This is a genomic window from Clostridium sp. 1001283B150210_160208_E6 (genome assembly GCF_015669365.1).
GTDB classification, from domain to species: Bacteria; Bacillota; Clostridia; order Clostridiales; family Clostridiaceae; genus Clostridium; species Clostridium paraputrificum.
Genome location: NZ_JADPAA010000006.1, coordinates 65,089 through 78,088 on the forward strand (window position 1 = coordinate 65,089; position 13,000 = coordinate 78,088).

At 30.7% G+C, this 13,000-nt stretch carries 13 protein-coding genes; 10 read left to right on the plus strand and 3 right to left on the minus strand.

Annotated elements, in window-relative coordinates:
* Nucleotides 1-13: 13 nt before the first annotated feature.
* Genes I4V16_RS08355 through I4V16_RS08375 form a run of 6 tightly spaced genes read left to right on the plus strand, consistent with a single transcriptional unit; the run spans nt 14 to nt 3,594 of the window.
* On the plus strand, nt 14-643 hold the full coding sequence (locus I4V16_RS08355) for a flagellar brake domain-containing protein (RefSeq protein WP_049177289.1): 630 nt from the start codon (nt 14-16) through the stop codon (nt 641-643).
* A 14-nt stretch (nt 644-657) separates the two neighbouring features.
* Nucleotides 658-1,383 carry a FliA/WhiG family RNA polymerase sigma factor gene (locus I4V16_RS08360; protein WP_111937809.1) on the plus strand — a complete coding sequence of 242 codons (726 nt, stop codon included), beginning with the start codon at nt 658-660 and terminating at the stop codon, nt 1,381-1,383.
* A 15-nt stretch (nt 1,384-1,398) separates the two neighbouring features.
* Entirely contained in the window at nt 1,399-1,848 is a 450-nt protein-coding gene (locus tag I4V16_RS08365; RefSeq protein WP_111937810.1) for a hypothetical protein, read from the plus strand.
* Between the two features lie 38 nt (nt 1,849-1,886).
* Nucleotides 1,887-2,051, plus strand: a complete 165-nt coding sequence (locus tag I4V16_RS17325) for a hypothetical protein (RefSeq protein WP_162531675.1) — start codon at nt 1,887-1,889, stop codon at nt 2,049-2,051.
* A complete protein-coding gene (locus I4V16_RS08370; protein ID WP_111937811.1) occupies nt 2,044-2,811 on the plus strand; it encodes a flagellar hook-basal body complex protein in 768 nt (255 codons plus the stop codon). Before I4V16_RS17325 ends, I4V16_RS08370 begins: the two co-directional genes overlap by 8 nt.
* Before the next feature lie 12 nt (nt 2,812-2,823).
* A complete protein-coding gene (locus I4V16_RS08375; protein WP_049177284.1) occupies nt 2,824-3,594 on the plus strand; it encodes a flagellar hook-basal body complex protein in 771 nt (256 codons plus the stop codon).
* Between the two features lie 315 nt (nt 3,595-3,909).
* Here I4V16_RS08375 and I4V16_RS08380 read toward each other — a convergent pair whose 3' ends face one another.
* Nucleotides 3,910-5,553: a putative manganese-dependent inorganic diphosphatase gene (locus tag I4V16_RS08380; protein ID WP_111938055.1), complete on the minus strand. Its 1,644-nt coding sequence runs from the start codon at nt 5,551-5,553 to the stop codon at nt 3,910-3,912.
* Between the two features lie 332 nt (nt 5,554-5,885).
* Here I4V16_RS08380 and I4V16_RS08385 point away from each other — a divergent pair, with 332 nt between their 5' ends.
* Entirely contained in the window at nt 5,886-8,435 is a 2,550-nt protein-coding gene (locus tag I4V16_RS08385) for a calcium-translocating P-type ATPase, PMCA-type (RefSeq protein WP_111938054.1), read from the plus strand.
* 61 nt (nt 8,436-8,496) lie between these two features.
* Here the strand turns inward: I4V16_RS08385 and I4V16_RS08390 are convergent, their stop codons facing one another.
* Together I4V16_RS08390 and I4V16_RS08395 are read right to left on the minus strand one after the other, a co-directional pair.
* Nucleotides 8,497-9,768, minus strand: coding sequence for a DUF4317 domain-containing protein (locus I4V16_RS08390; protein ID WP_111938053.1), 1,272 nt, complete (start codon nt 9,766-9,768; stop codon nt 8,497-8,499).
* A 265-nt stretch (nt 9,769-10,033) separates the two neighbouring features.
* Nucleotides 10,034-10,447: a hypothetical protein gene (locus I4V16_RS08395; protein WP_049177279.1), complete on the minus strand. Its 414-nt coding sequence runs from the start codon at nt 10,445-10,447 to the stop codon at nt 10,034-10,036.
* Nucleotides 10,448-10,676: 229 nt separating this feature from the next.
* Here I4V16_RS08395 and I4V16_RS08400 point away from each other — a divergent pair, with 229 nt between their 5' ends.
* Genes I4V16_RS08400 through hypE form a run of 3 tightly spaced genes read left to right on the plus strand, consistent with a single transcriptional unit; the run spans nt 10,677 to nt 12,993 of the window.
* Nucleotides 10,677-10,910 (plus strand): HypC/HybG/HupF family hydrogenase formation chaperone, encoded by a 234-nt coding sequence (locus I4V16_RS08400; protein ID WP_049177277.1) that lies wholly within the window; start codon nt 10,677-10,679, stop codon nt 10,908-10,910.
* Nucleotides 10,907-11,977: a hydrogenase formation protein HypD gene (gene hypD / locus I4V16_RS08405; protein ID WP_111938052.1), complete on the plus strand. Its 1,071-nt coding sequence runs from the start codon at nt 10,907-10,909 to the stop codon at nt 11,975-11,977. The genes I4V16_RS08400 and hypD overlap by 4 nt, the downstream gene beginning before the upstream one ends.
* 14 nt (nt 11,978-11,991) lie before the next feature.
* Complete coding sequence (gene hypE / locus I4V16_RS08410) at nt 11,992-12,993, plus strand: hydrogenase expression/formation protein HypE (protein ID WP_195966632.1); 1,002 nt, start codon at nt 11,992-11,994, stop codon at nt 12,991-12,993.
* Nucleotides 12,994-13,000 lie beyond the last annotated feature (7 nt).

The following is a 13,000-nucleotide window of genomic DNA, read 5'->3' on the forward strand; positions in this document are numbered from 1 at the left end:
GGGGAGTAAGGAAATGAAAAAATTTAAACTTGAGATTAATGGAAACATTCAAATTTTAGATGGAGAGGTATTCTATAAAAGTAACTTACAGGATGTAACAGAAAATTATCTTTTAATAGATATTCCTGTTAACAATGGTATTTACCTTACTATGCATGAAAATGACGAAATAGAGGCTGAATATTATGTTGATGGTGGAAACTATTATAAATTTAATTGTAGGGTACTTGGAAGAACTAGAGAAGGAAAATTAAACTTATATAGGTTATCAAAACCATACAACATAATTAAAATACAAAGAAGAAATTTTGTAAGAGTTGATATGGTAGAGTATGCTTTTTATAAGCTGCAAAATGATAATGAAGAAGAAGCATGGAAAAAGGGAATTATTCTTGACCTAAGTGGTGGAGGAATGAAGATAAAAACAGAAGAAAAATTATCTTTAAGGGATAGCGTTACAGTAAATATCTTTATAGGTGAAAATGAAAAGATACAAGTAGTTGGAGAAGCTGTAAGAGTTGAAAAGTGTAAGATAAATGAATATATATGTGGATTAAAGTTTAAGGAAATATCAGAGAGAACAAGAGATAAAATTATTCAAAAAGTATTTGAACAAATGAGAAAACAAAGGGGACTTGTATAAGAGGAGGAGTATTTATGACCACCTTAAATATATTAGAGGGAAAAGAACAAATTATTGAGGAATGTATACCATTAGTTAAGTACATAGCTTCACGTATTAGCTTAGGAAAAAACAAAAATATGGAATACGAAGATTTAGTTGGGTATGGAATGATTGGATTAATAGATGCAATTTCTAAATATGATGAAACTAAAGGCATGAAGTTTTCATCATATGCATCTATAAGAATAAGGGGAGCAATAATTGACGAAATAAGAAAGAACAGACCTATATCTAAGGGAGCTATGGATAAGCTAAATAGATATAATGAAGCTGTAGAAGCTCTACAAAAAACACTTTGTAGGGAACCGTCAATTGATGAAATTGCAAAACATATGAACTTATCAATATGTGAAGTTGGAGAAATAGAAAATTACATAAATTATATATCAGTTGTTTCATTAGAAGACATAGTATATTCTGATGATGAAGATATGACTATTATGGGAATTATTGAGGATAAAAACAGTCCAAGCCCTGAACAAAGTTATGAAGAGAAGGAACAGATAGAGATATTAGCAAAAGCAATAGAATCTCTTAATGAAAAAGATAGAACAGTTTTAAATTTATATTACTATGAAAAGCTGACATTAAAAGAAATTGGAGCTGTTTTAGGGGTTTCTGAATCAAGAGTATGTCAATTACATAGTAGAGCTATAAGAAACTTAAGAGAAAAGATGAAAAAAATTAATTATTTGTAATGAGGGTGTGGAAATATGCCATTTATATTGATAGTTATAGGCGTTATTTTGGTGGTTTTAAACTATAAAGCTCTAAAAAAGGATGAAACTTCCTTTAGTGATGTGTTAAAATACAAACAGAAAGATATGACAGAAGTGGAAATAGAGATAGGAGCTATAAGAAGAGATATAGCTGAAAGCTTAACAGAGCTTCAAAAAGAAATTTTAGATATTAAACAACATATTAATTTCAATAATAATGTAGAAGATATTAAAGAAAACTTAGAAACAGACGAAGAATTAATTAGTAATAATTTAACTTCTATAGATGAAGAAGTGGATGTAATAAATGAAATAGATAATAAGAATAAAACAGAGGTTATAAGAGAATTAATTAGTCTAGGACTTAATGATGAGGAGATTTGTGAAAAACTTTCTTTAGGTAAGGGGGAAGTATTATTAGTAAGGAATTTATACAAAAAATAAAGGAAGTATTTAACTTTCTATGTGATAAAAAAATCCTTATGGGAATTGGAATAGGCCTAGTGTTAGGTACAAGCCTTATGTTTACATATGAATATAGTAATTCAATGACTGATGCTAAGATAGAGGAAAAAGCTAGAGGTCTAGGTATGCACACTAAGGATGAGTGTAAGGTATTTTTTAAAGGGGATGAGAAAAATGATTAGAAGCTTATATACAGCTGTTTCTGGAATGATATCATTAGAGAGCAAGCAAAGTACAATAACTAACAATATGGCTAATGCCAATACAATAGGCTATAAATCTGAAAACCTAGCTATAAAAAGCTTTGATGAAGTATATATACAAAATAAAGATAAGATTGCTGCAGGTAAAAATGTGCCTCAAAGATTAGGGTCATTAAGTTTAGGAGCAGAGATAGATACTGTAGAAACTGCATTTACTCAAGGTGCACTTAAAGATACTGGAAAGGTTACTGATTTTGCAATAAGCGGAAGAGGATTCTTTACAGTTCAAAGAGGTAATGAAAGACTTTATACTAGAGATGGTAACTTTTTAGTTGGGAATGATGGCTTTTTAACAACTACTACAGGTGATAAGGTTTTAGGAGTAAATAAGTATACAGGAAATATGGAACCTATATATGTTGGAAATGATAATTTTTCTCTTGATAGAAATAATAATATTTCAGTAGGTGGAGTTGCTACTCACTCATTAGCATTAGCTGATTTTCAGGATTATGGAAATTTAGAGAAGATGGGAGATAACTACTTCAGAGGAGAAAACCCAATGTATAATACAGTAGTTACTGTAAGCCAAGGATTTGTTGAAGCATCTAATGTTAATATTACAAATGAAATGGTAAATATAATTACAAATCAAAGAAGTTTTGAAACAAATCAGAAGTTTGTATCAATGCTAGATGAAACTTTAAATAAAGCAGCAAATGATATTGGAAGAGTATAGGAGGACTAGGAAATGCTTAGAACAATTTGGACAAGTAAAACAGGGTTAAATGCTCAACAAGTTAAATTAGATACAATAAGTAATAACCTAGCTAACTCTGGGACAATGGGATATAAGAGAGTAGATGTAGGTTTTAAGGATTTACTTAATGAATCTTTAGACAGAAAAGGATATCCAGTAAATGATAAAGATGCATCTATGGGAACAGGAGTAAAAACTACAGAATTTTATAGGGATAATGCTCAAGGATTCTTAACAGATACAGGACTTCCAACAGATTTAAGTATAGATGGAGAAGGATACTTTAGATTAGTTCAACCAGATGGATCATATGTTTATACTAGGGATGGTGCATTCCAAGTGGATAGTATGGGAAGACTTGTTGATACTAGAGGAAACAAAGTTTATATAGAATACATAAATGGTAGAAACGAACAGAACACTACATTAAATGCAAGAAATCTTTTAATTGACACAAAAGGTGGAGTATATAATAAAGAAGGAGATACCTTTATAAAGGTTGGAAACATTCCTTTATATACAGCAGTAGGAACAAGTGCTTTTCAATCAGTAGGAGATAATTTATTCATTCCAGCAGAAGATGCTAATGTTCAAGTATCAATTAATGCAGAAATGTATCAAGGATTTTTGGAAGGTTCTAATGTAGATGTTGCTACAGAATTTACAGATATGATTGTTACTCAAAGAGCATTTCAATTAAGCACTAAAGCAATGGAAAGTGCTGATGAGATGTGGGGAATGATTAATAATATGAGAAGGTAACTTTGGGGTAATAGGGATAAAAGAGATAAAAAGGATAAGAAAGATGATGTTGAAACTTTAGCTAGGGCTAAAGTTTCTTTTTAATTACTTTAGTACGAGAGGTATGGATATTTGTTACCATATGATATGGAGCTTGCCATGGAACAAGTAAGATAAATATCCACATCACCTTTTTGTTCAAAATAATTAGGATAACTTGGGCCCAAAAAGAAATGATTAAATATTGTTTTAAACATATAAATATATAAATATATAGTAAAAATGCTGGCTTACAGAGATTTTAAAAGATAAAAAAACTGCCCTAAGGCAGTTTTTTTACATTGTAGATATTACGTTTGTTAATGGTGGTATAACTTGCTTCTTTCTTGAAAGAACTCCAGGTAAGAAAGCAGTTGATGCTTCTAAAGTAACACTGAAAGTCTTTTCAACTATTTCAGGCATTCTTCCAGCTACTAAAATTTGAGAACCTTCATTTAGTATGTCAGTTAGAAGAAGCATTACCATGCTGAAGGAATTTTCTTCAGCTTTTCTTTCCATATACTTTAGCATATCTTCTTTTAAAGGCATAAATCCTTCGATATCCATAGTGTTAACTTGAGCAACACCAATTTTTACTTCGCCAATTGTAAATGGCTTGAAGTCTTGATTGAAGATTTGTTCAACTGTCTTCCCTTGTAATGAAGTACCAGCTTTAAACATTTCTTTAGCAAAAGCTTCAACATCATTTACTCCAGCAATTTCAGCTAATCTCTTGCAGATGTGCTTATCTTGTTCTGTACAAGTTGGGCTTCTGAATAATAATGTATCAGAAATTAAAGCACCCATTAATAGACCAGCAGCCTTCTTAGAAGGTCTTATACCATTTTCAAAGAAGCACTTAGCAACTATACTTGAAGTACTTCCAAGAGGTTCGTTTCTGAAGTAAATTGGGTTGTTTGTTTGAATATCAGCAACTCTGTGGTGGTCGATGATTTCTAAGATTTCAGCTTCATCTAATCCATCTACAGATTGACCTCTTTCGTTATGGTCAACTTGAATTACTTTCTTCTTATGGTTAGAAATTAAATGATATCTAGAAATTAAACCTACTACCTTACCATCTGAATCAGTAACAGGGTAGCTTCTATATCTAGTTTCACTCATTTCTTTTCTAATATCTTCAACTAAGTCATCAGTTGAGAAAGATACTATGTTTTCTGTAGCCATAACATATCCTACAGGTATACTTTGAACTATTAATCTTGAAGCTGTAAATGAATCATGAGGAGTGCTTATGATACATACTCCATTCTTCTTAGCTTTTTCAAGTAATTCGTCAGATACATTATGAGAACCTGTTATTATAACTAAAGAAACTTTAAGATCAACTAAAGCTTCTTGAACTTCAGGTCTATCACCAACTATAGCAATATCACCCTCTTCAATTAATCCCTTCATGCTTTCTGGTTGCATAGCAGCAACACAAATCTTTCCAGGGAATTTTGGGTTATTACCATGGATGTATAATTCCTTTGCAGATAAAGTATCAACTATATTGTCTATAGAAGTATTACTTTTAGCTAGGATAACATTATCCCATATATCCATATATGAAGAAGTTAAGTTAGATACAGATAGCATACCTAATAAATGATCATTTGAATCAGCTACAGGAAGAGATTGAATGTTCTTATCTCTCATAATGTTCCAAGCCATCTTTAATGATATCTCAGGTGTAACAGGGGTGATATTATCTATCTTTAAATCTTCAACTTTTAACTTTACAGTTTCTAAATACTCAGGAGCTTCTGCACCAAAGTAATCTAAGATGAACTGAGTTTCTCTGCTAACATTACCTAATCTAACAGGTATAGCAGGAATTTCTCCAGTTTTGTTCTTAAATTCAGCATATGCATAAGCTGCACAAATTGAATCTGAATCTGGATTTTTATGTCCAGTTACATAAACTACGTTTCTCAAAACTATTCCTCCTTTGACTTAAAATTTTACTATTATATTTTAAGGCTAAACACGAAAAAAGTAAAGAAAAGAAGAAAATAGAGAGGTATAGCAGAAAAACATATTCATAATGAAGTATTTCACAATATAAAAAATATATTACATCTAAGATATGTGACCTTAATCAGATATTGACTATTGAGATAGTATAAGAGAACATTCAATTAATATGATGGTCCTTTTTATTAAAAGAAAGTTCATAACAACCTTTAACTTTATTATGTTTTCTTGTGTTCTAACTTCAGTAAAGCAAAATATATATAATATAGAGTTTTGTTTAAGGAGGAAAAAGGGTGATACAGGAAAAGACAATAGTTCCGGGGTTAACAACACGAGAAGCAGAGAAGAGAATGAAAAACTTTGGATTAAATGAAATACAGCATAAAAAGAAAGCTTCACCAATAATGATTTTTTTATCTCAATTTAACGATTTTATGGTATGGGTATTATTAGGTGCCACCATTATTTCAGGTATTATGGGAGATACAGCAGATGCTATTACAATTATAATAATCGTTATAGTAAATGCAATTTTAGGATTTGTACAAGAATTTAGAACTGAAAAGTCTTTAGAAGCTTTGAAGAATCTAGCAGCACCAACTTGTAAGGTGTTTAGAGATGGAGGATTAAAGGTAATTAATTCTGCATATCTAACAATAGGAGATGTTGTTGTACTTGAAGCTGGAGATAGAATTCCAGCAGATGGAGAATTCCTTGAAGGTTCATCAATAATGGTAGATGAATCCTTATTAACAGGAGAATCAGTTGGAGTTTCTAAGGATACAAATAAGAAAGAAAAGCGCAGTGGATATATGGGAACAACAATGCTAAAGGGAAAAGGATTATTTACAGTAACTAGCATTGGAATGGACACTGAAATGGGTAAGATAGCAAATCTTTTAGATAATATAAAAGAAGAAAAATCTCCTTTAAAAGAACGATTAGAATCATTAGGAAAAATATTAGTTGTTTTATGTCTTGTAATCTGTGCAGTTGTTACTATCTTAGGAATTATTAGAGGAAATGATATAACAGAGATGTTCTTACTTGGAGTAAGTTTAGCTGTAGCAGCAATTCCAGAAGGATTAGCAGCTATAGTAACAGTTTCATTAGCCCTTGGAGTTTCTAGAATGCTTAAGAGAAATGCATTAGTTAGAAAGCTTCCAGCTGTAGAAACATTAGGATGTACATCTGTTATTTGCTCTGATAAGACAGGTACCTTAACACAAAATAAAATGACTGTTAAGGAAGTATATCTAAATGGAAAGATATGTGAACTTGATAAGGAAAAGCTTACAGATTATACAATGTTAATGAAGTCATTAGTATTATGTAATGATTGTAATTATGATTTTAATGTTAAAAATATAGATAAAGCATTACATGGTGATCCAACAGAAACAGCATTAGTAAAACTATTCTTTAAGGATACAAATCTTCTTAAAGCTTTTGTTGAAAAATCTGAGCGTGTATATGACATACCTTTTGATTCAACAAGAAAGATGATGTCTGTTATTATGAGGGAAAATGGAAAAGAATGTTGCTATGTTAAGGGGGCACCTGAAAGAGTTATAGAAAAATGTTCTTATATATTAGAAAATAATAAGGTTAAGCCTCTAACATATCAAAAGAAGAAGCAAGTAGCTTCATTTATTGAAGCAATGTCTTCTAGAGCATTAAGATGTATTGCAGGTGCTTATAAGGATGAAAACTTAACTAGGAGTGAAAGATTAGAAGATGGATTGATATTCATAGGTGTTGCAGGTAGTATAGATCCACCAAGAGCTGAGGCTAGAGATGCTGTTCTTAGATGTAAGCTTGCAGGTATTAAGCCTGTTATGATTACTGGTGACCATAAAAATACTGCTCTTGCAATAGCAAAATCTTTAAACATATGTAATAATGATGACCAAGTTGTAACTGGTGAAGATATAGAAATCATGACAGATGATGAGTTGAAGAAAAAGGTTGAAAAGATAAGGGTTTTTGCTAGGGTATCACCTGATCATAAGCTTAGAATTGTTAGGGCATTTAAAAGAAATAATAATGTTGTAGCAATGACTGGTGATGGTGTTAATGATGCACCAGCTATTAAGGAAGCTGATATTGGAATATCCATGGGTATTTCAGGAACAGATGTAACTAAGGAAGCATCATCTATGATACTTATGGATGATAATTTTGCAACTATTGTATCAGCAGTAGAAGAGGGAAGAGTTATATATGATAATATTAGAAAGTTCATAAGGTATCTATTATCATGTAACTTAGGTGAAGTATTAACAATGTTCCTAGCATCTTTGCTTACATTACCTAATCCTCTTTCACCAATTCAAATTTTATTTGTAAACTTAGCAACTGATGGGTTGCCTGCTATAGCTTTAGGGGTAGATCCTGCAGATAAGGATATAATGAGGCAAGCTCCTAGAGATAGGAAAGAAGGAATATTTGCTAGAGGGTTAACTGAGAAGATTTTAGTTCGTGGTTCGTTGATTGGTGTTTGTACTTTATTATCATTTATGGTTGGAAGATATTACGGAATGAATTTAGAGACTTGTAGAACTTTAACCTTGGCTACATTAGTAATGTCACAATTGTTCCACGTGTTTGAATGTAGATCAGAAAGACATTCCATTTTTGAAATAAAGTTATTTACTAACTTATATTTAGTTGGTGCAGTATCTGTATCAATAGTAATGCTAGCAGCAATATTATATATACCTTTCTTACAAGGAATATTCCATACAGTACCTTTAATGCTTAACCAATGGATGATTGTATTATTCTTCTCTGGAATAATAGCATTTATAAATAGTATTTATTTGTTTATAAAAACAAAATAATTGCAATGAAGCTTAAAAAGCAAATCTTATTTTTAAGATTTGCTTTTTCTATTTAGATAACTTAAATTAAATCATCCACTCCATTAACTTTTGCTTGTTCATTCTCATTGATAGGAATGATTATACATTTTTGTCCATCTATTATTTCAGATTTTATTTGAGGTACTTTTTCAGGTTTTACTTGAAGTATAACATCATACTCTGGATTACTTTCTTCTAAGTTAACATTCTCCTCATCATTATCAGCAGCAACTTCTTGTTTAACTTCTTCAAGTCTAGTTTGAAGAATTGCTACTTGCTTTTCAAGATGTTCTTCCTTTTTTCTTTGTTCATTTGCTTTAAGTACTTTTGCATCAATTAAATTTTCTGCTAAAGGAAGGTCATCACCAAAGCTTTCAACATAAGATTCCTCTATTTTTGTAGTTACTTCCTCAGGAACTCCACTTTCTATTAAAAGGTTTTGAATGTCCTTATTGGTTAGAGTTTTTGGTTCACTATCTGTATCCTCATATATGGCATTATGTTCTTCAATCATAGCGCTTAGATTATCTTGTACTTCCATAAAAATTTTATCAGCTTTTTCTTCATCAGCATCAAGCGAATCTTTAATAATTGATTGGAAAGTTTCTTTTTGTATAGTAGCAGTTTGCTTTGAGGAGCAACCTAAAGCCTTCTCCATTAATTCAGGATGTGGATCCTTAGCATTTTTTGTGTAGTACATTACAGAGTTAACGTCTGTACTACGATCAATGAAAGCAGGGAAGACAAACCCATTAGTTGGAGGGTTAACAACCCAATCTCTAATACGTGCTTTAATTTTGTGCTCATCCTCATAGTATCTAAGGCCAGGTTCAGAAAGTGAAACTGGACAGATTGCACAAAGCACATATTCATATACTTCTTCAGATTCATCTAATTTTAAATTATCTTTGGTTTTAGTTATAACATCATAAGCGTCGTGGAAAACAAGTATTAAAAAGTTACCAGTGTAATCATAACTATCTATGATAGAGTTATAAAAATCATCAAGAATAGAGTCATCTTTTAATTTGCTATTTTTAAGCTGCATAAGAGAAACTTGTTTTTCATTTATAAGATCTTCATTAAGTGGAAAGTTTAATTCTAAAATGTTATTTCCAATGGTTCCAGATAGAACCTTTCTAGCTATTTCTAAAAATTTAAAGTAATCATCTTCTTCTAAATTTAAAAATGTTTCTCTAAATTTTAGAATTACATTTTTCTCTCCATTAACATAGCAACCACACATTTTAGTAAAAGTGCAATAATCCTTCTTTAAACGCTTTTTTAATTCAAGTATATCTTTTTTTCTCATCTACAAACCCCTCGTTTTACTATTTTTAATATCAGGAAAGTATAAAATTTTAATTAGCTATAAATCAAATGTATTATTATATTTTAATATTATAAAATATAAAATGAAGGATAATAATTTTATAATTTCCTTACCTTTAGTAGGAGTGGGGGGGATATTTATTTTGATGTGACTTGGAGCGCAGCGACGGAACAAGCAAAATAAATATCCACCCTACCTTTTTTATTGATTTTTCGAGTAAAAAAGAGCACCATTAAGTGCTCTTTTACTTATATCTCATTTTGTTAACTTGTTGTCTAGACTTCTTTATTTGAGAGTGGTCTATTGGAATTAGATCCTTTTTAGCAGTTAAGTTAATGATGTTTTGAATTTGAAGTATATCAGCATCCTTTTTACCTTTAACTCCCTTAAGTCCCATAAGCATAATCTTATGTCCCATAGCTAAAGGAATGAAATCAACCTTTTTAAACCAACGCCATTTTTTATATCTAGCTTTTATAATTGATTTTCCTACTTCTGGCTTTACAACTAAATCACAAACTAATTTATGAATTAAAATAAAGTTTTTTTCTTCAACTTTTACAGATACAACTGTACCACTCGCACTTGCTATTCTATCACCATACTTTTCAAAATATGAATCTTGAAAATACTTATTGAACTTATCTTTAAAACCCATGACTAATCTCCTTTTATAAATAATGTGAATAATTCCTATAAATATATCTGTATTATACCATACATTTATTTTTTGTAAAATAATAAATCAGTAATCGTTTTAACAAAATTTAAAATAATAATTGTGTAGTAAATAGAGAATATTATAAAAATTCGCACAAAAACTTTAAGAAAGACAAAAAATGTGATATTATGAAAATATGTAAAAAAATACAAGGTGGAATATGGAAATGTGCTTAGGTTTAGTTATGAAAGTAATAAGTATAGATGATAAAGAAGCTCTATGTGATTATTTAGGAAATAGAAGAAAGATAAGAATTGATGTAATAAAAGATGTAAGCTTAGGTGATTACTTGCTAGTTCATGCTGGTTTTGCAATAAGCAAGCTAAGTAAAGAAGAAGGAGAGGAACGTTTAGATATTTTTAGGGAGCTTGAAGAAAAGATTGGAGAAATAAGCAAATGAATAAGAAATTAATTTTTGAACTTAAGGAGGAGCTAGATAAGATAGAAGGTACTATGACATTTATGGAGGTATGTGGTACTCATACTATGGAAATTGGAAAAATGTCTTTGAGAAATTTCCTGGGAAATAAGGTTAAATTAATTTCTGGTCCAGGTTGTCCTGTATGTGTAACTCCAAGTTTGTACATAGATTACATATATTCCTTAGCTTTAAATAAGAATATATCAGTAATAACTTATGGTGATATGTTAAGGGTTCCTGGGACAAGCCCTTTAATATCACTAGAAAGGGCAAGAGCTTTAGGTGGAGATATAAGGATAGTATATTCATCAGTAGATGCCATAGAAATAGCTAAAGAGGAAAAAGATAAGAATTTTGTGTTTTTAGGTATTGGTTTTGAAACAACAATACCATCTACCTGTGTCTTATTAGAGGAGATAATGAATAAAGATATTAGAAATCTATTTATTTTGTCAATGCATAAGAGAGTTGAACTTGTAATGGAGAAACTTATGGAGGATAAAGAGCTTAAATTAGATGGATTCCTTTGTCCAGGTAATGTTGCAGTTATATTAGGAGAAAGAGATTTTGAATTTATTAAAGAATATGGACAATTAGGTGTAATAGCAGGATTTAAAGAGGATGAAATTATAGAGGCTATTATACAGCTTATAAAGAACAAGGGTAGTAAAAAAATAATTAATTGTTATAAAAGTTTTGTAAATAGAGATGGAAATATTGTAGCTAAAGAGTTAATTAATAAATATTTTAAAGAATCACAATCATTATGGAGAGGACTTGGAAATATAGATAAAAGTGGATTAGTTTTAAGGGATGACTATAAAGAAAAGGATATACTAAATAAATTTCCTTTAGATGAAGAATTAAAGCTAATTACTAGGAATAAAGAAAAGTATGTATGTAGATGTGGAGAAGTACTAAAGGGAAAAATATTACCTTGTGAATGTAGCTCTTTTAAAAGAGTGTGTACTCCAGCATTCCCCATAGGGCCATGTATGGTATCAAGCGAGGGAACTTGCGCAGCATATTACAAGTATGAAGGTTAATAGAGGTGAAATTTATGGAAGATGTAATTACTCTTTCTCATGGTAGTGGTGGAGAGCAAAGTGAAAATTTAATAAAGAATATAATATTACCTAAGGTGGGTAATAGTAAATTGAATATACTAGGGGATGGTGCAAGCTTGAGTTTGAAAGGAGAAATTGCCTTTTCAACAGATAGTTTTGTTATTAATCCTCTTTTTTTCGCGGGTGGAGATATAGGAAAGCTTGCAGTTTGTGGAACTTGTAATGATTTATTAATGTGTGGCAGCATTCCTAAATATCTAAGTTTGGGATTAATAATTGAAGAGGGATTAAGTATAGAAAATTTAAATAGGATAATTGAATCTTTAAGTGAAACAGCAAAGATAGCAGGAGTAGAAATAGTAACTGGAGATACAAAGGTGGTTGAGAAGGGACATGGAGATGGAATATTTATTAATACCTCTGGAATAGGTATTAAAGTGGAAAACTTAAGATTAGGAAAGGAAAGAATTAAAACTGGAGATAAGGTGATAGTAACAGGAAACATAGGGGATCATGGCATATCCATTATGTGTGAAAGAAATAACTTTTTTCAAGGAGCAGTAAAATCAGATTGTGCTTATTTATATCCATTAGCTTCTATAATATTTGAATATGGTGACAAAATTAAGATTTTAAGAGATCCAACAAGGGGAGGAGTGGCAACGACATTAAATGAATTTGTAGATGGAACTAATTATTCTATTGAAATTCAAGAAGAAAGCTTGCCTTTTAGTGAGGGAGCTTTAGGAGCTAGTGAGATATTAGGTATAGATTTATTATACGCGGCAAATGAGGGGAAGGCTTTAATAGTTGTAGATGAAAGCATTGCAGAGGAACTTGTAGAAAAGCTAAGAAAGGTGGATTTAGGTAAGGATGCTTCTATTATAGGAGAGGTTGTCTCTTATGAAAAGGAAAAGGTATTACTTAAAGGACCTTTAGGAGGTAGGAGAATTTTAAACAAATTGGCTTCAGATTTATTTCCAAGAATATGTTAAGAAAGAG